Genomic DNA, 19,710 nt, shown 5'->3' with positions numbered 1-19,710 from the left:
GTGCATCCCGCCCCTTAGTGAAACCGCACTGCGTTCAAACGCCGTGCAGGGTATGCATTATTCGTCAGCTTTCGCTGCTTGCAGGTCGATATCGCCTTGCTTCGCTGCTGCGTCCAACTCTTTCTTCACGTCGATCGGCTTGCCAAGCATCATTTTGTCCATGACCGCTTGAAGCGACTTGCCGCCGGATACACCGAAGAACGGGCTGATCTTCTCAGGGAAATCCTTGATGTTCGGAATATCGTCAAGGAACGGCTTCAATGCAGGATCGTTCGTTTGGCCAAGCTTCTCTGCCGTCGATTTCACGGCTGTAAATGCGTGCGTCGCCATCAGTTCCTGACCTTGCGGACCTGTCAGATATTTCAGGTAATCCCAAGCTGCATCCTTGTTCTCGGATTTCGAGTACAAGCCGTATCCTGCGTAGCAGATCGTATTCGCCGCGCCTTCAGGGCCAACCGGCATTTGCGCTACGCCGAAGGAGAGATCCTTGTTCTTCTCGTAGTCCTCTACCGGCCATCTGCCTGTAACGCTCATCGCTACTTTGCCTGCAACGAACAGGTCAACGCCCTTGAATGCGTCGCTCTCTGTGCTGGAAGGCGAAATGTGATCCTTTTGATACATATCTTGATATAACTCCAGTGCTTTAACCGTACCATCACTGTTCATGTAGCCATCGATCTTCTCGCCGTCCGGGCTGATAACGCTGCCACCGTACGAGTTAATCAGAGGAAGAATCGCACGAACCCAGCCGCCTGGCAGGCTTACGCCCCACTGCTTGAACTTGTCTCCGTCTTTAACGGTCAGCTTCTTCGCAGTGTCATAGAATTGATCCCATGTCCAGCCTGTTTGCGGGTATGGAATGCCTGCGTCATCAAACATCTTTTTATTGTAATAAACGGCAATATCGGAGTAGTCCTTCGGCATCGTGTAGTACTTGCCGTCAAGCTTGCCTACATCAAGAACGCTTTGGTAATAATCATCAAGGTTTACGCCATTAGCCCCTTGAATGTAAGGCGTCAGATCCTCTAGCGCACCTTTCTTCATGAACATGCTGACATCGCCGTCGCCGATCTGGAAGATATCCGGCGCCTCGCCAGCCGCGATTTGCGTAAGCAGCTTCGTACCGTATTGATCAGGTACCGACTCGACGGAGATCTTCACGTTGCTGTGATCCTTCATGTAGTTACCCGCGATTTGCTCCTGGAGCTTGGCGCCGTCTCCGCCTTCCCAAGTACCTACGCGAAGCTTTACTTCCTTCTGTTCTGTATTGCCGCTTGAAGCCGATGTGTTATTCGCCGTTGCTGAATTATTCGTCGTTGCCGAATTATTCGACTTATTCGACGCATTGCCCGCTGCACTGTTCGAGTTCGAATCTCCGTTAGAACCGCATCCGGTTAATACGACTGCTGCTGTAATACCAAGTGCAAGTACTGCTTTACCCCTCTTTGCCATGCTCGTACAACTCCTCTTGGTAGGATTATATATTTAAGAGCATCACCAGTAGGCTTCGCTGGCGGCAGCCCCAAATACCACAATTTTCCGAAACGTTTCGGAACTTTTCGAAAAAAATAGCCGACTTTTCAGAAGCCATTTATGCATAATTCGGTTCTATAACGGCTTGGAACTGAATCATGTTGAGGAAAACTGATAAATTATTACAGTTTTTTCCGAAACGTTTCGGATTTTGAGCAAAAAAACATAGACACCCTTGCCTACTTCATCGCCGGTCGAGCCGTACTTTCCCGGACAATCAGCTCATTGTAAAGGACAATCTTACGGGCTGCAGCATTCTGCTTGGTCAACATATCAAGAAGCAGCTGAGCGGATTGGTATCCCATTTCATACTTATCGCGTTTGATCGTCGTAATTCGCGGCGTGCAGTAGGAAGCGATCGCAATATCGTCATAACCGACGATCGATATCGACTCCGGCACTTTTCTTCCGTACTGCTCAGCAGCCCTATATGCCCCTAGCACCATTAAATCGCTGGCAGAGAATACTGCTGTAACATCGGGATGTTCGCGTAAAATTTGCTCCATCGCAGCAAAGCCGCCTTCTTCCGTAAATCTGCCATCGTACACAAGCTCCGGCTTGAACGTCAGCCCGTTCTGCTCAAGCTCAAGCTGATAGCCCTTGAGCCTCTCATAACTGACTACGGCCTCGTTATGTCCGTTGATCATCGCAATGTTACGGTGACCTAACTGAATTAAGTGTCTTACGGCTACTCGGGCTCCCAGGATGTCATCCGCCGTTACATGGCCGACATTGCTGCCTTCCACCGGAATATCAATGAGTACGCACGGGAAATTGGTATCGCTTGCAACTTCCTCCAAATAAGGGTCATTCACACGAAGACCTGCGATAATCGCACCGCTAACGTTCCACTCTTTACATAGATCCGAGTAGGATTTGGACAACTGTTTCTTCGGAGTCGTGCTAAACAGCATAATGTCATAATCCAGCTCTGAAGCTCTGTCGTTGATGCCGCACAAGATTTCGTACATGAGCGCATCCTTCGCTCCCGAACGATTCATCTCCGATAGAATGACGCCAATCGCGCGAGATCGTTTCGTTACCAGGCTTCGCGCCAATACATTGGGCCTGTAATTCAACTCCTGAGCGACACGCTTGATCTTCGTGCGTGTTTCTTCGTTTACGTCGGAATAGCCGTTCAGCGCCCGTGATGCGGTGGTAACAGAGACACCGGCTAGTCTTGCTACCATTTTCAAAGTTGTCACTAGCTTATTCTCCATTTCCATCCGAAACGTTTCGGAACGAGTTTGAGCCTATTATAACCAGAAAAAGAAAGCGATTGCAATCATTATTATACTAGACTTTTACAGCCCGGCCCACCTGACAACAAACAAGGCTGACCATACCGAGTCACAGAACCCTTGCAATATGCTCTCTCGGATGGGCTAGGTCCGTCTTTTTTCTCTACTTTGCCGCTGAGAGAGCGTATTCGCTCTCACCACCTCGTCCACTTCGCTATTCTCGCCTATCGCCCTCCCTTGCGATTAAAAAAGCCCTACTCCAGTTCTGACTGGAGTAGGGCTTCAATTCAAATTGTTGCAATTAGTAAGTCATACCTGGGTACAGCGGGTATTGCGACATCAGGTCGGAAACCATGCCGCGAGCTTTAGTCAGAACCGCTTCGTCCTTCGGACTCTTCAGCGTCATCGCGATCACTTCTGCGATTGTTTTCATCGCATCTACGTTCATGCCGCGGGAAGTTGCAGCCGGTGTACCGATACGGATACCGCTAGTGATGAACGGGCTAGTCGGATCGAATGGGATCGCGTTCTTGTTGACCGTAATTTGAACGGAATCAAGTACGTGCTCCGCATCTTTACCTGTGATGCCCAGGTTACGAAGGTCGATCAGCATCAGGTGATTGTCTGTGCCGCCGGAAACGATGTTGATGCCATGTCCGATCAGCGCGTCTGCAAGCGCTTTGGCATTGTCAACAACGTTCTTGCCGTATTCTTTGAACGAAGGCTGAAGCGCCTCGCCGAATGCAACAGCTTTAGCCGCGATGATGTGCATCAACGGGCCGCCTTGGGAACCAGGGAATACCGCTTTATCGATGGCTTGCGCCCATGCTTTGCGGCATAGGATCATACCGCCGCGAGGACCGCGAAGCGTCTTGTGCGTTGTCGTTGTAACGAAGTGCGCGTGCGGCACTGGGCTTGGGTGAAGACCAGCAGCTACAAGACCTGCGATGTGCGCCATGTCGACGAACAGCAGCGCGCCTACATCGTTAGCGATCTTGCCGAGCTCTTCAAAATCAATGATGCGCGGGTAAGCCGAAGCGCCGGCAACGATCATGCGAGGACGGTGCTTGAACGCCAGCTTGCGAACTTCCGCGTAGTCGATTGTGAACGTGTCTTCGCTTACGCCGTAAGGAACGAAGTTGTACAGAAGGCCGGATGCGTTAACCGGGCTGCCGTGCGTCAAGTGACCGCCATGCGCCAGGTTCATGCCAAGAACCGTGTCGCCTGGGTTCAATGCAGCCAAGTATACAGCCATGTTCGCTTGTGCTCCGGAGTGAGGCTGAACGTTGGCGTGCTCAGCGCCGAACAGTTCTTTGGCACGGTTGCGCGCGATATCTTCTGCGATATCCACGTGTTCACAGCCGCCATAGTAACGCTTGCCCGGGTAGCCTTCCGCGTATTTGTTCGTCAGGACCGTGCCCATTGCTTCAAGAACAGCTTCCGAAACGATATTCTCGGATGCGATCAGCTCGATGTTGTCGCGTTGGCGTTGAAGTTCAAGGCCAAGTGCCGCCAAAATTTCGGGATCTTGTTTACGTAGGTTCTCCATGTGTATAAGTCCTCCTCAAAATAATTAATCGCAAGTATTGTTAGGAGCAGCCGAATTAGCCGCTTCCTGCGTATAAACAGCTCGTTCCCCGCCGATCAGCTTCGGACGGGTGTAGGCCATCGTCAGATGCGCGGATCCGATGGATCGGATCGACGGACGCACCGGCACGGCTACACGCTTCAGATGCATGCCGATAAACGTATCGCCAATGTCGATGCCGGCGTGTGCCTGAACCGTCTCGGTCAAGCAGGCATCCTGCAGCTTGCCGTAGGCGTAGGCAGCCATCGAGCCGCCGGCCTTGCGCACAGGGATTGCCGATACAAGCTCCAGCCCGTACCGCTCAGCCGCTTCGCGCTCCATTACAAGGGCCCGGTTCAAATGCTCGCAGCATTGGTACACCGGATAGAATAACAGCTCGCGCCGGACTGCCTCCACGCCTGCGAAGATCGCTTCAGCCGTTTCCAGCGTGCCGGACGTGCCGATCCGCTGGCCAAGCACTTCACTTGTCGAGCAGCCGATAACGAGCAGCTGCCCTTCTCGAAGCTTCGCTACAGAAGCCAGTTCACGAATGACGGTTTCCACATCGTTAGATAGCTGTACCGGATTCATCGTGAGGTTCTCCTTAAGCGTCCGCGAACTTCGCTTCGATCTGCATCACTTTGTTCACGCGTCCCACATGGCGCTCGCCGTTCGAGAACGGCGTTTCCAGCCAAATGCGGATAATCTCCTGCGCAACGCCAGGACCGATAACGCGCTCACCCATAGCCAGCACGTTCGTATCGTTGTGCTCGCGGGTTGCCTTGGCCGAGAACATATCGTGCACGAGCGCGCAGCGAATGCCCTTCACCTTGTTTGCCGCGATGGACATGCCAATGCCTGTACCGCAGATTAGAATGCCGCGATCTGCCCGGCCTGATGCCACAAGATCAGCAACCGGCAGCGCATAGTCCGGGTAGTCAACCGATTGGTCACAGCTGCAGCCAACGTCCTCGAGCTCATGACCGAGCGACTGAATGAACGGAACGAGCTCATCCTTCAAGCGGTAGCCCGCGTGGTCTGCCCCGATGGCGATTTTCATATTCCATATACCTCCCAAGTGACCGCTCGTGGCGGAAAATGTCGATTCACACTGGCTATAGTATACCTGATTTCGGGCGACAAGCAAAAACGGGCGGCGCCTTAAAACAATTAAAACCGTAAGCAAGCGGAAAACAAATCCACCTCTAAATGACAAAAAAAGAGCAAGCATGCTCACGCACGCTGCTCTTTGCCCAGGCGACCGGCCGTATATTCCGATGCTCCACCGTGGTTTAACCCACTCTCGTCGCCAGTTACATCGGAAACCGTCTTTAGTTGTTCTAATCATAACGGATTATCAAGCGAAAATCAATCCGAAGAGGCCTCTGGCCGCCGCCCAATTATTGCTGCAGCCGGTCGAGCAGACGCTTCAGCGCTGCCTCGATTTGAGCCGCGCTCATCTCATAAATTTCCAACGGTCCGCCAAAAGGATCATCAATATCGAAGCTTGGCATCTGCTGCTCCAATTGCAGCAGCTTGACGCGCTTCTCTTCACTAAGCGGCTGGCCCAGCGCTTGGCTCATGTGCCACTCGGACAGGAGCCCCTCGAGTTCAGCGATCCGCTTCAGCACCTCTGGATCGTCGTTCGCAAACTCAAGCAGCGTATACGTCTTGTCCACCGCATTCGGGAACTTCTGCAGCAGCTGGCGTTTATGGCTTCCGGTCATCGTCAGGATCAGATCCGACCAGGCAATGGAGCCCGTTTCTATCGCTTTGGATGTGCTGTGATGCTGAATGCCGCGCCGCGAAAGCGCGGTTTGCGCGTTCTTGGAGACAGGGAGACCATCGATGGTCGAGACACCGGCAGAGCGAATATCAAGCTGCAGACCGCGCTCCTGCGCGAGCGCACGAAGCAATGCCTCTGCCATCGGCGAACGGCAGGTATTGCCGGTGCAGACAAACAGTATTCTTTTCAACACTTGTGCACTCCTCTATAGGAAATTTCATGTGAAATCAGAAAATAAACATCAGGCCGAATGTAAACAAAATAACGCCGCCGCACGCTTCCCCATAGCCGCCTAGGCTTGAGCTAACCCGTCTGCCAAGCAGCAGGCCGAGCACGGACATGATGCCTCCTGCAATGCCGAAGAGCAGCACGGTCAGCAGCATATCGGCTTCAAACATGCCAAGCGAGATCCCGACGGAGAACGAGTCGATGCTGACGCTTAGCGCAAACACCAGAATGCCCCAGCCGCTGCGGTAATCGATCGATTCAACCGCGTCGCCGCGCAGCGAGCTGTAGATCATATGCCCGCCCAGCAGAAGCAGAAGCGCGCCTGCCGCGGTCGTCGCGACGTTGCCGAGCAGCGTGCTGACATACTCACCTGTGAAGATGCCCATTAAGGGCATAATTATGTGAAAAAGCGCGATAACGGCGCTTAGCTTCAAAATGTCCAGCAGCCGAATCCCTTTGAGCCCAATGCCGACACCCAGCGAAAAAGCGTCCATTCCCAGCGCCACCGCAATAATAATGAGCGTCAGCAGCTGCCCGGCATGCATGCTCTCAATCATGTCATCCTCTCCTTGTCCCGCTTCTTCTTCAAAAGCATATGCGGACAAGATGGGAAAGATGACCAGGTTGAGAGGGGCAGGATGTGCTGTGGCGCTGGGACGGGCGGGTTAAGCGCTAGGCGCGGCGAGCTAGGACCGGTGCGCTTGGCGCTAGGCGCGCGGGACAAGCGGGTGAGGTGGTCTTGCGCTTGGCGCGAGATAGTGCAATCAGGTTGGTGCTAGCCGATTGCGGCTTCGCCGATAGCGCTAGGCGCGGGATTAGCGGCCGCGGCGGTTAGGCGCACGCAACGAGCGTGCCGCGCCGGGAGCAGCACATTGGCGAAGTGCTCCATCCCCTGTATGTTGGATAAATCCACTGTAGAACGGCTAAAACGAGTAGAAACGCAATCTATATTGGAAAAATCCACTCATTCCTGCTCCAATCGGCCCGAAATCAGCTTTTCTGCCGAAAATGAGTGGAAAAATCAGAAAAATCCAATATAGCCAAGCTTTTTCACTCAATGCGAGCCAAATGAGTGGATTTATCCACGATAGGTACGGGAGCCGCGACTGGAGCGCTAGGCGCGGGACAGTGCAGCGTGGTCATTAGCCGATTGCGGCTTCGCCGGGACGCGGCGCGTGGCGCGATACTAGGCGCTAGACGCGCACCACCGCGTGGCCGGCCGCCTTGGCCAGGCGGTTCATAAGCGCATGGCCGATACCGTGCTCCGGGCACGTCTCGGCCCAGATGCGCTGCACGCCGCGCGCGTCGAACTCGCGCAGCGCGCCGTACAAGCCGTGCGCAGCCGTTTCCAGCTGCGCGAGGCTGCCGACGACGAGCACGCAGTCGGCGTCGTACCGAGCAGCATGCTCGGCAAAGGCGAGCACGCCCGTGCGCTCGCCGCGTTCCCGCGCCGCCGCCGTCTCCGCCCGAATATAGGCGGAGACGGCGTCCGGCTCGCCCTTCACCAGCTGCATCAGCCCTTGCGGGGCGTAATGCGCGTACTTCATGCCCGGCGAGCGCGGCGCGGCGGCTGCATCGGCAGCCGTGCCGCCTTCGCCCATGCCGGCGCCGGGCGCAGCTACGGCGTCGTACGCCACATGCGCGGCAACCTCGCGCAGCGCTTCGGCCGTGACGCCGCCGGGGCGCAGGATGCGCACGGAATCGCCGCCTGCAATCTCTACGACGGTCGATTCCAAGCCTACGCCTGCCGCGCCGCCGTCAACGATGCCGTCAATGCGGCCGCTCAGATCATCGCGCACATGCGCTGCCAAAGTCGGGCTCGGACGGCCCGAACGGTTCGCGCTCGGCGCTGCCAGCGGGCAGCCCGACTCCGCGATGAGCTGCAGCGCGACCGGATGCGCGGGCATCCGCACCGCGACCGTGTCCAGCCCCGCGGTGACGCGCGGCGAGACGGCGCCCGGCTTCACCGGCAGCACAAGCGTAAGCGGCCCCGGCCAGAACCGAGCCATGAGCCGCTCTGCGAGTGCAGCCTCCTCCGCACCTAGCGGCAGCGTCAGCTCCGCAAGCTGCGCCGTATCGGCGATATGCACGATGAGCGGATTGTCCGACGGACGGCCTTTGGCCCCGAAGATCCGCTCCACCGCTTCCGTCCGCCGCGCATCGGCGCCAAGCCCGTATACCGTTTCCGTCGGAAACGCGATCGTGCCGCCTTCGCGCATCAGCGCCGCTGCTTCTGCCAGCTCTCCCGCTTGCGGCGCTGTGCCGCTGACTTGCCATACTCTCGTATTCCCCACACCTGTATTCGTATTCGTGTTCGTGTTCAATTCCGTATCCCCAGCTTCTGCGACTTGCCATGAAATGCAGCAATCGATTTTGCCTTCATTATAGCACACGACAACAGCCGTGTTTCAAACACCGCTCGAGGCACTGGCTTGTATGAAGCCGAAAAAAGCCGGTGAAGCCGCATGAATGCGTTTTATTGCCAAACTGCAGCCTACCAGCACAACCAGCCGCCGTTGACGCACTCGGACCGTGAAGCGTATGATGTCATGGTCGCTCTTATATGTAAATCCGGACATATGATATAAACAGAACGGAGGCGTTTCAACGACTATGCAGCAATCTGCATCCCAACAACAAATTCGGGTCCTGCCCATAATGATTGCCATCTTCTTCGGCAGCTTCATCTCAACGCTCAACATCAGCACGATTAATATCGCGATCCCCGTGCTGTCGGAGCATTTTCACGCCTCGCTCAGCACGATCCAGTGGACGCTGACCGGCTTCATGCTCGCAATGGGCACGTTTGCTCCGATTACGGGCTATTTTGGCGAACGATTCAGCTACAAAAGGCTCTATATTTTCGCCCTATCCGGCTTTATGGCGGCCTCGATCTGCTGCGCGCTCGCCTGGAGCCCTGAATCGCTCATCGTATTCCGCATCATGCAAGGCGCGTTCAGCGGTCTGATCACACCCGCAACGATGGCGATTGTCTACCAAGTCATCCCGCGCGAGAAACAGCCGATGGCGATCAGTTTCTGGGCGGCATCCAGCATGCTTGCGCCAGCGATTGGTCCAACTTTCAGCGGCTGGCTGCTCGACAACGTCAGCTGGCACTGGCTGTTCTGGGTGAACGTCCCGATCGCAGCAATCGGCATCATGCTCGTCATTCCGTTCATTCCGTACTACCGTCTCAATGTGCCAAAATCATTCGATTTCATCGGTTTCATCACCGTCATCATCAGCAGCGCATCCTTGCTCGTCGCGCTCTCGAACGGCCATACTTGGGGCTGGACCGGCGGCAAAACACTTGCCCTTATCGCTATCGGCGCCGTCTTCCTGCTGCTCTTCATCTGGCGGGAACTGACCTGCGAGACGCCGCTGCTTAATCTGCGCGTCTTCCGCATTAGCCGGTACACGATTTCCTTGACCCTAACAAGCATTGTGACGATCAGCTTGTACTCGGGTACATTCCTGTCACCTGTATTTCTGCAAAATATCCAGCATGTGTCGCCGCTCGATACGGGACTCATTTTGCTCCCGGCTTCCCTAGCGATGGCGCTGATGACACCGATTGTCGGCAAGCTCTTCACTCGCATAGGCCCGCGTCCGCTGCTCATTATCGGCGTTCTGCTGATGGCCGGCGGTACATTGCCGCTCAGCTGGCTGAGTGTCGATATTCCGCACGGGTATATTTTGTTCTGGATGATCGTTCGGAATCTCGGTATTTCGTTCGCCATGATGCCTGCGAGCAATGCGGGCATGGAAGCTGTACCGAAGCAGTTCAGCGGCCACGCTTCATCGCTGACGAACTGGATTCGGAACGTGCTCGGCTCGTTCGCGATCGCGGTGTTTACAACATTGCTGTCCTCCCGCACGGTTGACCACGGGAAGGATCTTGCGAAGGCCGGAGCGTCTGACCCGACTTCGATCAAAATCATGGCCTTCACGATGAGCGTAAACGACGTCTATCTGATCGCCACTATTATCGTAATCGTAGCGCTCCCGGTAGCTTTCTTCATTCCGAAGCTGAAGCGTGAGCCAGTAGCCGAGAAAATTGCCGCTTAACAATGCAACGCTAAAATAAAGCTAAAATATAAAAGCCCATTCGCGTGAATGCGAATGAGCTTTTTTCATGTCCCTATTATTAGCTGAACAGGTGGCGGAAGAAGCTGATGATCGACTTGATCAAGTCCCACAGGAAGAAGCGGACTTCCGGTTGTTTGGCAGGAGCAGCTGCAGCTTGATCGGCGCCGCCGTCATTGTCCGACTTGGATACTGTATCCTGCGCTTTCACTGCAGTGTCTTTCACGTTTGCTGTATCCGCTTTTGCCACAGTAGCCGTTGTCGCAGCCGCTGCAGTCGTCGGCGTCGAAGACTCACCGCTCACTGCATCCACGAAGCAGAGCGGCGGGAACAGTACGCACCACCAGTTCTGACCTGCGCCAGCACCGAGTGTAATACGAAGCGCTTCGTAGTTGCCAGCTGGATAAACTTCAGTTCCGTATATTTTAGTTGGAAACGGCACGATGCCGAGCTCCGCTTTATAGCCATAGTGAAAACCGCGATCATTCAATGTTTTGCCCACGATTGCCTCGATGTCATTCATATGCGAGCGGATCGTAAGACGCGCTTCCTCAATCGTTTGAGGACCCGTTACCCACGTGTTCATCTGTGCCACGACTGCGTCACGCACTTCGCGCTTCACAAGCTGATCCATTGCAGAATCCGAGTTCGCCAAGATACGAAGACGGATCGATTCCGACGGAATGCTGCCTCCGGCAATCGCCGCGTCAGCGCGCTGGCTTTCCCAGCTCATAAGCAGCAGTGCTGCAAGAAGAAGAACATAACCATAAACAGGACGATAAGGAAAACGGGAATAAGTGCGGATCATAACGACAAGCTCCTTTGTGGCACCCGTCGGTGCAGCGGCTTCTCGTTCCGGAACGTTTATATCCCCATTATGTCCGCGCCTTGACCTCTCTAAACCTAGCTGCTCTACTAGCATGCGAAAAAAGATTTATAGATTGATAGAGTTACGCCTCACTCCTCAGCGTCTCCTGAGTTCCTTAGAATCACGTAAAAATAGCAAAAAGAACCGACGCCACACCCCGTGACGTCGGTTCCCATGAAGCATCACTCTATTCCACGGCCAGCACATGCCTGCCAATGCCTGCGTAGTCGTTGATGATGCGAATATCGCGCCATGCGCCGATGCCGCGCAGCAGGTCCGCGACCGCTTCCGCTTGGCCCATGCCAAGCTCGAAGCCGACGATGCGCGGCATCGCGGACAGCTGCGCGAGCTGCTCGGCCATGCGCCGGTACGGCGTGAGGCCGTCATCGCCGCCGTCGAGCGCAAGGCGCGGCTCGTGATCGCGCACCTCCGGCTGCAGGCCGGCAATGTCCCCCGCCGGGATATACGGCGGGTTCGAGACCAGCACGTCGATGCGCAGGCCGGCTGCGCTGCCGGTCTCGCTATCGACGTGCGCCGCATCGGCGCCGGGCCGCGGCTGCTCAACCGCGAACGGCCCGAGCAGGTCGCCCTGTACGAACGTCATGCGCGCGGCTGCGCCATGGCGCTCCGCGTTCGTGCGGGCGACCGCCAGCGCGTCCGGCGACAGGTCGGACGCGCAAACCCGCCACTGCGGACGCTGCGCAGCCAGCGTCACGCCGATGGCGCCGCTGCCGGTGCCGACGTCGACCACCGTCGGCACATCGGCTACCCCGCCAGCGCTGGCTTCGCCGCGCGCCTGCGGCCAAAGCTTGTCCGCGGCTTCGAGCACCGCCTCGACAAGCAGCTCCGTCTCCGGCCGTGGAATAAGCACGGCCGGCGTCACGGTAAACGGCGCGCCGTAGAACCACTGCTCGCCGATCAAATACTGCACCGGCTCGCCCGCGGCTTTGCGCGCGAGCAGCTCTCTCCAGCGCTTGTAGTGCTGCGGCGGAAAGAGCTCGCGCCAATCCCGAAGCAGCGCAGCGCGATCCATCCCGAGCACGTGCAGCAGCAGCAGCTCCGCATTGCTGCGCGGCTCCATGATGCCGCACTCTTTCAACATCGCCGCGGCTTGCAAGCAAACGTCTGCAATGGTCATCGGAACGAGCAGCGAAACGCCCATCTCTTCTTCCTTTTCAACCTCGCGGGCCCGCTGCTCTTCAGCATCTCGATCCTTTTGCTCGGCCATCTTTATCGCTCCTTCCGCCAAAAAACGGGAGCGCCAAAGGCTGCCCCCGTTTTACATTATCCTTAACCATTATGCGAGATTCTCTTGCTCCATCAATTCCGTCTGAGCGGTCAATGTCAGTGCGTTGATAATCTCTTCCATGTCTCCGTTCAATACGGAGTCCAGCTTGTGCAGCGTAAGGCCGATCCGGTGATCCGTTACTCGGCTTTGCGGATAGTTGTACGTCCGAATCCGCTCGGAGCGGTCGCCCGTACCTACTTTGCTCTTACGTTCCCCGGCATACTTCGCTTCTTCCTCTTGACGATGCAGATCGGAGATACGCGCGCGAAGGACTTGCAACGCCTTCGCTTTGTTCTCGTTCTGCGATTTGCCGTCTTGGCACTGCGCCATAATGCCTGTCGGCACGTGAAGCACGCGCACGGCAGACTTCGTCGTATTAACGGACTGACCGCCAGCGCCGCTGGAGCAGTACGTATCCACACGAATATCTTTGTCGAGGATTTCAACCTCAACCTCTTCCACCTCAGGCATAACCGCTACGGTCGACGTCGACGTATGAATACGTCCGCCGGATTCCGTTACCGGGATACGCTGTACACGGTGCGCGCCGCTCTCGTACTTCAGCTTGCTGTACGCGCCTTTGCCCGTCACCATGAAGATAACCTCTTTAAAGCCGCCAAGATCGCTCTCGCTCGCTTCCATCAATTCCACTTTCCAGCCTTGCGCATCCGCGTACTTCATGTACATGCGGTACAAGTCTGATGCGAACAAAGCTGCTTCGTCGCCGCCCGCCGCGCCGCGAATCTCGACAATAACGTTCTTGTCGTCGTTCGGGTCCTTCGGCAGCAGCAGGAATTGAATGTGCGCTTCCAGCTCTTCCTTGCGCGTGCTCAGTTCGTCGATTTCCATCTTCACCATTTCGCGCATTTCATCGTCGAGCTTCTCGCCTTGCATCACTTTCGCATCGTCAAGTTGCTCAGATACTTGCTTGTATTCTGTGTATGCTTCATAAGGGGCCTGCAAATCCGACTGCTCCTTGGAGAAGTCGCGCAGACGCTTCGGATCGCTTGCTACGTCCGGATCACACAACAGCTCGCTCAATTTCTCATACCGGTCCGCGAGTGCCTGTAAACGGTCCAACACTGTCAATCACCTCTGTAAGTTAGAATAAATCTAATAATCGTCTCTTTAGTATAACATAACGCACCTGATTCCATAAACGTGACAATTATGGATGATTTGGCGGCGCACAGCAAAAGGACCCGGACATCCGGGCCCTGCTGCTCTCCATCATCTATACGTTGAAGCGGAAATGCATAACGTCGCCGTCCTGCACCACATACTCTTTACCTTCAAGACGAAGCTGGCCTTTCTCCTTCGCCGCGTTCATCGTGCCTGCCGCGACCAAATCGTCATACGACACAACCTCTGCACGGATGAAGCCGCGCTCGAAGTCGGTATGGATAACGCCTGCCGCTTGCGGAGCTTTCATGCCTTTGCGAATGGTCCAAGCGCGAACCTCTTGTACGCCTGCTGTGAAGTACGTGTACAGGCCAAGCAGCTTGTAAGCTGCGCGGATCAGACGGTTCAGACCGGATTCTGTCAGGCCGAGCTCTTCGAGGAACATCTCTTTGTCCTCGCCTTCCAGCTCAGCGATCTCGGATTCCACTTTCGCACTGATCGGCACTACTTCTGCGCCCTCAGCCTTCGCGAACTCACGAACCAATTCCACATAGCTGTTGCCATCGGAATTAGCCGCTTCGCCTTCACTCACGTTTGCCGCGTACAACACTGGCTTCATCGTCAGCAAGTGCAGGTCGCGAATGAGTGCTTTCTCATCTTCGGAGAGATCTAGGCTGCGCGCCGGCAAATCATTGTATAGCGCTTCTTTAACCTTCTCCAGCGTCTCCACCTCTTGCACGACCTTCTTGTCGCCGCCCTTGAGGTTTTTGCGGGAACGCTCGATTTTGCGGTCAACCGAATCGATATCCGCGAGGATCAGCTCGAGGTTAATCGTGTTGATGTCGCCGATCGGGTCCACTTTACCGGATACGTGCGTAATGTTCTCGTCCTGGAAACAGCGAACCACGTGTACGATCGCATCTACTTCACGAATGTGCGCAAGGAACTTGTTGCCGAGACCTTCACCCTTGCTCGCGCCTTTTACGATACCTGCGATATCAATAAATTCGAATGCTGTCGGTACCGTTTTGTTCGGTACGACGAGCTCCGTCAATTTATCCAAACGCGGATCCGGTACCTCTACGACGCCCACGTTCGGGTCAATCGTACAGAACGGATAGTTTGCAGACTCCGCGCCCGCTTGCGTAATTGCATTAAACAAAGTCGATTTGCCCACGTTCGGCAGACCGACGATACCAGCTTTCAAAGCCATGTAGGAAGACACCCCTGTTCCGTAATAAACAATCTCAGGACATTATACATGAAAGGACTTTAATAAAAAAGGTGAATCCGCTCATTCCCAGTGGACAAATTTAGCATTTCCGAGGCCGACAGGCGTCTGCATGTCCTCCCCCGGATTCGAACATACTACGTTCGCAGGGCACATCCGCGGAGGTGAACCGTCTTGGAGAACACGAAGCACAAAGGCAATTATAAAGGTACTACGGCAATGCACGCCAAGAATCAGGACATGGCTTTCGTCAACGATACGATCGAGGATGCCAAGTCCGTTACAAACTTCAACCACGAGAAGAAGAAGACCGACAAATAGCATATCGTTGCAAAGCCAAAGGGGTGACCGCAATCGGCCACCCCTTCTTCGTTATTTCCGCACTATTTCTACTGCTGCTTCGCACCTGTATAAATGTGAATCGCATCGCGCAGAAACTCTGCCGCTCCAGGCTGGTTCACGTCGTAGTAAGCACGGAAGCGCTCGTCGTCCACGTACATCTGCGCTAAGCCCGCATGCGCTTCCTTGCTGTACTTGTCTTTATCCCAGTAGTAGCACAGCCACTGGCGATGCAGGTCAGCCGTCTTCTGCGCAAGTTCACCCGCTGGATCCCCCTGCTTATATGCCTCAGCCAGCGTATCCTGCACTTCCTTCGCTAACCGAGTCACTTCGTCATACTGTTCTTGCGTCATATTTTGCAGCTTCGCATTGGACTTGTTCACGGCATCATCGCCATACTTCTCGCGCGCTTCCTTGCCGTACTTCCGCTCGTTCTCGTCGATCATCCGCTGCTTGAAGCCATCAAACTTCTGTTTGTCGCTCATCGATATACTCCCTTCGGCCGATGCGATCGTCATGTCCACATTGGCAATGAGCGCATCGAGCTGGTTTCGTCGGTCGATTAACTGCTGACGGTGCTCCTGCAGCGCCGCTGACCGGTCGAAGGACGGATCGGTGAGCATCGCCTTGATCTGATCCAGACTAACCCCAAGCTCCCGGTAAAATAAAATATGCTGCAGCCGATCGACCTCCGCCTGCCCATAGATCCGGTACCCCGACGAGTTGATTCTTGCCGGCTTAAGAATGCCAATCTCATCGTAGAACCGCAGCGTCCTCGTACTGATGCCAGCGAGCCTCGCCAGCTTCTGCACCGTATACTCCATCACAATCACCTCCCGACAAACCAACTGTACACCTTGCCGTAACGGCAATGTCAAACCTGATTTTATTAGTTTGGAACGAGCGTGTCGCTCCGCCTTCGGGCAGCTCAGTTGAGCTATAGTTTTCAAGCTATATTGGATTAATCCAACGAAAAAATGCCATTTCAGTAATATTTGAGTGCTATAGTGGAAAAATCCATTCATTTCTGGGAGAACCGGATGAAATCGGCCTATCCGGCCGAAAATGAGTGGATAAATCCAATATAGCCAAGCAAAAACGCCGCAAACGGCAAATATGAGTGGATTTTTCCAATATAGCTATCAATTGCAGCAGGATAAAGAAACTCACACCAGTAGCGGTTGTCTTTTCAGGTTACGGATTTACGACTTTGACTTAGACTTAGACTAGTAGTCCCAGTTTTCCTCTCGTTGTCGAATTAATTCTTCTTCTCGCATTTGAGTGACCCCCTCCTTTAACCTGTTTTGATTCCATTGCACGTCCCCATGACAAACCGACGTCTGTCCCACATAACCAAAAAGACCCTCACAGCCCCAACTCGGGCTGCAAAGGTCTTCTTACTACAAGGTGCCGATATTCCTCGGTTTTCGGTCTGGATACGGGCACGTGAATGCTGCCTCCGCCTTTGAAATAGGCGTCATTGCCGTAGGTTCCGACCTCAATTCGATCTACAAGCGATACATTTACAAGATAAGAGCTGTGGAACAAATCGAATCCGTATGGCTGAAGTATTCGCTGATAGCTTTCGACGCTGTGCAGCTGGAAGTATGTAGCCTCTGCGGTAACAAACATCGGAATGCCTGGGGGATGCTGTGCCTTGACCCCTTTCTTGACGGGCCTTGAGGTCACACCCATATACAAAACCTCGTTCAGGACATCGAGATTCTTACAGACGACCTGATTATCAACAGGCTCCATCCGCACGCAGTATACCCAGATCGACATGTGTCCACCTACTTTTGTTCTTGCTGTTTCTTGTCGCTAGGAATGTCGATGCTTCCTGTAAATAGTTTAAAAGTCTGTGCATCATCCGTTTTACTAACTGTTGCGTTAAGCGCCTTCGATACCATCTTAGCCAATTTCTTCTTCATGGAAGTCACCTCTTGTTATGTTTTAAAGAAATCGATTGGAAAAATATTGCTAATATAATAATAGGTGAATGTAATAGAATATTCAATAAAATAATGCAAATCGGCAAAACTCTTTTTCGAGTTGAAAATATGGCTATTAAGATTATTGATAAAACCGAAAGAATATAAATAAAATACGTATTTAATTGCATATGCGGGATAGCAGCCAGCCCAGTTGTGCTAACAAGAAAACAAACATCCAAGTTGCTGAAATGGAAGCCGCCTGTCAGCAGTCTTATCACTGCAAAAGAGGCAACAGCCATTAACGTTTCCACAAACGTATCTGTAAGCAGCCCAATGAGCAACGCTGCAATACTTACTCCAAAATTTATTGTCTGAAGGGCTAGTAATGCCGTGAGCCTTTCAACACTACTCGTTTCCTCGGGATTGGCATTATGCACCGCGGTTGCAACCTTCTTAGATAGAAATACGATTACGCTCAATGCTTGTGTCTCTCCTATAAGTGAGCATGATTACAATCGTAAACAGAATGCTGCCTAGAATTAATGCTGCTACAATTTCAGAACGCTCGATATATAGATAGAAACATGTCAGTACCAACATTAGCGATACTGTAACCCAGGTATACACGCTCCATTTCTCCTTGGTGATGCGGGTGTCCAAGTAAAAATCATGTGGCGGTCTTATATACTTGGATATACCGAGATTAAACATGAAAATCATATAAGCGATTGTATACGAAACCGATTGAGATAGTAATTGAACCAGTCTTGCTTCAATACTATTCGAATGTCTTAACATAGAAGCATCGACTAGTCCGGTCATCGTTGTTACCGCTACAATACTCATTTGAATAGCAAAGTACCCGATCATGCCAACCCCTACAATCCGAAACGAGCGATATAACCTAACTTTGATAAGGAACCGCAAACCTAGAATCAGTAACATCATGTGGTTAAGAGCATCGTATTCAGCCCCTATCCCCATTAGTTCTCTTCCTACAATCGATGCCACCGCAAGAATACAAGCAATAATCCCAATCTCTCTCAAGTACTCCCGAATCGGATACTGGAATATCGAGAACATAATAACCGTCACTGCCAATGTGTCCAGACAATCCAGAATAAAGTAGATGATATAGTTCACTTGTGCTGTCACCTCTTCTCGAGCAGTTACCCACATTCTACCTTATTCGACACGCGGTTTCTATACGAAATAAGAGCGCTTACACCCAGGCGTCGTTGTCGTATCCGCGCTCTTCCCAGTAGCCGATATGATCGGTGTCGATCAGTTCGATGCGGTTCAGCCATTTGACCGATTTGTACGTGTACATCTTCGGTACGATGAGCCGGACAGGTCCGCCAAGGTCGCTCGGAATGATCTTGCCGTCATGCAGCACCGCTACCATCACATCGTCCATATTCGCCTGCTCGAGCGTGAGGGAATCCGTGTATACACCGTCACCGGAGTAGAACTTGACCGTCTTCGCATTCGGCTTTACGCCGACCAGCTTCAGAAAGTCCTTCAGCTTAATGCCTTCCCACGTATTGTTGTACACCGACCAGCCCGTCACGCAGTGAAAATCGCTCACCTGCACTTCCCGCTTCAACGCCACGAACTGCTCCCAGTTCCATTTCACCGGCTTCTCGACTAAGCCGTCGATGATGAACGAGAAGTTATTGTTATCGAACTTCGGAATCTCTGTCACCGTATAGATGCGGAATGTACCCTTGCTGCCCCCGCCAACCGGCGGCGATGAAGCTGCGAGCGGCTGCGGCAGAGGGACCATATTGTTCGCGTCGGACTCGACGATCTTCTCGATACTTTCGCCTGGACTAAGCGAGCTTGCGAGCCATTTTACAAAAGACGGCCCGACCGCAACCGCAATACCCGCTCCCACCGCTACCCGGATGAAAGCACGGCGAGACATAACCGCTTGCGGCTGACCCGCCGCCGGATGGATGATTTCTCTCTTCTCGTCGTCCGTCTTCACGGTGCGGCGATGCGGCTCCTTCAGCCACTTCAGGCGCGTGACGGAGTGGTAGATGATATACGGCAGCCCGACCCATGTCAGCGCGTCATGGACATAGAGGGCATTATTCGACCAGCGCGGACCGACCGCTCTGAACTGCCAGAGCAGCAGCCCCGATAGAAGCCAGCCAACGAGCAGTCCCAGCACGATGAGCACATTGGCTTTCTGATAGATTTTACCCTTCAGCTGCTTCCAGTGCTTACTCGCAAGGAGCAAATAGTAAACGACCGGCAAGAGTGAAGCGATACCGACCACGATATGAATATAGCGGATGATAACCCGGCCTTCACCGAGAATGCCGCGCCACATCCCTTGAAACAAGACGAGACCTGTCAGTGCCAGGATGACAACGATGTAACCGTTCCATGAATGGAGTGAAGCCAGCTTCTTGCCATATCCTCGCCGCACACGAGCCAACCAGTTCTGCACGTCAGCACCCGCCTCCTAAAGAGATAAGT

20 protein-coding genes and 1 riboswitch are annotated in these 19,710 nt (G+C 53.9%); of the genes, 2 read left to right on the top strand and 18 right to left on the bottom strand.

Annotation, left to right across the window (positions count from 1 at the left end; all coding sequences use genetic code 11):
* Positions 1-57: 57 nt before the first annotated feature.
* The 8 genes from A8990_RS06365 to A8990_RS06330 all read right to left on the bottom strand — a co-directional run bounded on the left by A8990_RS06365 (position 58) and on the right by A8990_RS06330 (position 8,679).
* Complete coding sequence (locus A8990_RS06365) at positions 58-1,452, bottom strand: ABC transporter substrate-binding protein (protein WP_116188178.1); 1,395 nt, start codon at positions 1,450-1,452, stop codon at positions 58-60.
* 260 nt (positions 1,453-1,712) lie between these two features.
* Complete coding sequence (locus A8990_RS06360; RefSeq protein ID WP_116188177.1) at positions 1,713-2,738, bottom strand: LacI family DNA-binding transcriptional regulator; 1,026 nt, start codon at positions 2,736-2,738, stop codon at positions 1,713-1,715.
* A gap of 337 nt (positions 2,739-3,075) precedes the next feature.
* Positions 3,076-4,323, bottom strand: a complete 1,248-nt coding sequence (locus A8990_RS06355; RefSeq protein WP_116188176.1) for a serine hydroxymethyltransferase — start codon at positions 4,321-4,323, stop codon at positions 3,076-3,078.
* A gap of 24 nt (positions 4,324-4,347) precedes the next feature.
* Positions 4,348-4,932 carry a TIGR01440 family protein gene (locus A8990_RS06350; protein WP_116188175.1) on the bottom strand — a complete coding sequence of 195 codons (585 nt, stop codon included), beginning with the start codon at positions 4,930-4,932 and terminating at the stop codon, positions 4,348-4,350.
* Between the two features lie 13 nt (positions 4,933-4,945).
* Positions 4,946-5,401 (bottom strand): ribose 5-phosphate isomerase B, encoded by a 456-nt coding sequence (gene rpiB, locus A8990_RS06345; protein WP_116188174.1) that lies wholly within the window; start codon positions 5,399-5,401, stop codon positions 4,946-4,948.
* Positions 5,402-5,585: 184 nt separating this feature from the next.
* Positions 5,586-5,668, bottom strand: a riboswitch (ZMP/ZTP riboswitch).
* A gap of 73 nt (positions 5,669-5,741) precedes the next feature.
* Positions 5,742-6,317 (bottom strand): low molecular weight protein arginine phosphatase, encoded by a 576-nt coding sequence (locus A8990_RS06340; RefSeq protein WP_116188173.1) that lies wholly within the window; start codon positions 6,315-6,317, stop codon positions 5,742-5,744.
* Positions 6,318-6,354: 37 nt separating this feature from the next.
* Positions 6,355-6,912 (bottom strand): manganese efflux pump MntP, encoded by a 558-nt coding sequence (locus A8990_RS06335; RefSeq protein WP_116188172.1) that lies wholly within the window; start codon positions 6,910-6,912, stop codon positions 6,355-6,357.
* A 636-nt stretch (positions 6,913-7,548) separates the two neighbouring features.
* Positions 7,549-8,679 carry an L-threonylcarbamoyladenylate synthase gene (locus tag A8990_RS06330; protein ID WP_425463884.1) on the bottom strand — a complete coding sequence of 377 codons (1,131 nt, stop codon included), beginning with the start codon at positions 8,677-8,679 and terminating at the stop codon, positions 7,549-7,551.
* A 289-nt stretch (positions 8,680-8,968) separates the two neighbouring features.
* On the opposite strand from A8990_RS06330, the gene A8990_RS06325 reads away from it, so the two are divergent.
* Complete coding sequence (locus tag A8990_RS06325; RefSeq protein WP_116188171.1) at positions 8,969-10,423, top strand: MDR family MFS transporter; 1,455 nt, start codon at positions 8,969-8,971, stop codon at positions 10,421-10,423.
* A 79-nt stretch (positions 10,424-10,502) separates the two neighbouring features.
* Here the strand turns inward: A8990_RS06325 and spoIIR are convergent, their stop codons facing one another.
* The 4 genes from spoIIR to ychF form a co-directional block, all read right to left on the bottom strand.
* Complete coding sequence (spoIIR, locus tag A8990_RS06320) at positions 10,503-11,249, bottom strand: stage II sporulation protein R (protein ID WP_116188170.1); 747 nt, start codon at positions 11,247-11,249, stop codon at positions 10,503-10,505.
* Positions 11,250-11,496: 247 nt separating this feature from the next.
* Positions 11,497-12,447 carry a peptide chain release factor N(5)-glutamine methyltransferase gene (gene prmC / locus A8990_RS06315; protein WP_116188248.1) on the bottom strand — a complete coding sequence of 317 codons (951 nt, stop codon included), beginning with the start codon at positions 12,445-12,447 and terminating at the stop codon, positions 11,497-11,499.
* Between the two features lie 159 nt (positions 12,448-12,606).
* Complete coding sequence (gene prfA / locus A8990_RS06310) at positions 12,607-13,680, bottom strand: peptide chain release factor 1 (protein ID WP_116188169.1); 1,074 nt, start codon at positions 13,678-13,680, stop codon at positions 12,607-12,609.
* Positions 13,681-13,831: 151 nt separating this feature from the next.
* Complete coding sequence (ychF, locus tag A8990_RS06305) at positions 13,832-14,932, bottom strand: redox-regulated ATPase YchF (RefSeq protein ID WP_116188168.1); 1,101 nt, start codon at positions 14,930-14,932, stop codon at positions 13,832-13,834.
* A gap of 192 nt (positions 14,933-15,124) precedes the next feature.
* On the opposite strand from ychF, the gene A8990_RS31430 reads away from it, so the two are divergent.
* Complete coding sequence (locus A8990_RS31430) at positions 15,125-15,271, top strand: hypothetical protein (protein ID WP_181909433.1); 147 nt, start codon at positions 15,125-15,127, stop codon at positions 15,269-15,271.
* Between the two features lie 68 nt (positions 15,272-15,339).
* Here the strand turns inward: A8990_RS31430 and A8990_RS06300 are convergent, their stop codons facing one another.
* From A8990_RS06300 to A8990_RS06280, 6 genes are all read right to left on the bottom strand, one after another.
* Positions 15,340-16,113: a MerR family transcriptional regulator gene (locus A8990_RS06300; RefSeq protein WP_116188167.1), complete on the bottom strand. Its 774-nt coding sequence runs from the start codon at positions 16,111-16,113 to the stop codon at positions 15,340-15,342.
* A 541-nt stretch (positions 16,114-16,654) separates the two neighbouring features.
* Positions 16,655-17,074, bottom strand: a complete 420-nt coding sequence (locus A8990_RS06295) for a LytTR family DNA-binding domain-containing protein (RefSeq protein ID WP_116188166.1) — start codon at positions 17,072-17,074, stop codon at positions 16,655-16,657.
* An 8-nt stretch (positions 17,075-17,082) separates the two neighbouring features.
* Positions 17,083-17,220, bottom strand: coding sequence for a hypothetical protein (locus A8990_RS31425; protein WP_181909432.1), 138 nt, complete (start codon positions 17,218-17,220; stop codon positions 17,083-17,085).
* Positions 17,221-17,225: 5 nt separating this feature from the next.
* Entirely contained in the window at positions 17,226-17,702 is a 477-nt protein-coding gene (locus tag A8990_RS06290) for an accessory gene regulator B family protein (protein ID WP_181909431.1), read from the bottom strand.
* Positions 17,677-18,366 (bottom strand): hypothetical protein, encoded by a 690-nt coding sequence (locus tag A8990_RS06285; RefSeq protein ID WP_116188164.1) that lies wholly within the window; start codon positions 18,364-18,366, stop codon positions 17,677-17,679. Before A8990_RS06285 ends, A8990_RS06290 begins: the two co-directional genes overlap by 26 nt.
* A gap of 79 nt (positions 18,367-18,445) precedes the next feature.
* Complete coding sequence (locus A8990_RS06280) at positions 18,446-19,681, bottom strand: molybdopterin-dependent oxidoreductase (RefSeq protein WP_116188163.1); 1,236 nt, start codon at positions 19,679-19,681, stop codon at positions 18,446-18,448.
* Positions 19,682-19,710 lie beyond the last annotated feature (29 nt).

Origin of the sequence: Paenibacillus taihuensis (assembly GCF_003386535.1) — a bacterium.
GTDB lineage: Bacteria > Bacillota > Bacilli > Paenibacillales > Paenibacillaceae > Paenibacillus_Z > Paenibacillus_Z taihuensis.
This window is presented reverse-complemented; position numbering and strand designations above follow the sequence as displayed.

What these genes read in the sequence shown, in the direction of transcription:
- A8990_RS06365 (WP_116188178.1), bottom strand. Translation starts at nt 1,452, where the DNA reads ATGGCAAAGAGGGGTAAAGCAGTACTTGCACTTGGTATTACAGCAGCA.
- A8990_RS06355 (WP_116188176.1), bottom strand. Translation starts at nt 4,323, where the DNA reads ATGGAGAACCTACGTAAACAAGATCCCGAAATTTTGGCGGCACTTGGC.
- A8990_RS06350 (WP_116188175.1), bottom strand. Translation starts at nt 4,932, where the DNA reads ATGAATCCGGTACAGCTATCTAACGATGTGGAAACCGTCATTCGTGAA.
- rpiB (WP_116188174.1), bottom strand. Translation starts at nt 5,401, where the DNA reads ATGAAAATCGCCATCGGGGCAGACCACGCGGGCTACCGCTTGAAGGAT.
- A8990_RS06335 (WP_116188172.1), bottom strand. Translation starts at nt 6,912, where the DNA reads ATGATTGAGAGCATGCATGCCGGGCAGCTGCTGACGCTCATTATTATT.
- A8990_RS06325 (WP_116188171.1), top strand. Translation starts at nt 8,969, where the DNA reads ATGCAGCAATCTGCATCCCAACAACAAATTCGGGTCCTGCCCATAATG.
- spoIIR (WP_116188170.1), bottom strand. Translation starts at nt 11,249, where the DNA reads ATGATCCGCACTTATTCCCGTTTTCCTTATCGTCCTGTTTATGGTTAT.
- prmC (WP_116188248.1), bottom strand. Translation starts at nt 12,447, where the DNA reads ATGACCATTGCAGACGTTTGCTTGCAAGCCGCGGCGATGTTGAAAGAG.
- ychF (WP_116188168.1), bottom strand. Translation starts at nt 14,932, where the DNA reads ATGGCTTTGAAAGCTGGTATCGTCGGTCTGCCGAACGTGGGCAAATCG.
- A8990_RS06300 (WP_116188167.1), bottom strand. Translation starts at nt 16,113, where the DNA reads ATGGAGTATACGGTGCAGAAGCTGGCGAGGCTCGCTGGCATCAGTACG.
- A8990_RS06295 (WP_116188166.1), bottom strand. Translation starts at nt 17,074, where the DNA reads ATGTCGATCTGGGTATACTGCGTGCGGATGGAGCCTGTTGATAATCAG.
- A8990_RS31425 (WP_181909432.1), bottom strand. Translation starts at nt 17,220, where the DNA reads ATGAAGAAGAAATTGGCTAAGATGGTATCGAAGGCGCTTAACGCAACA.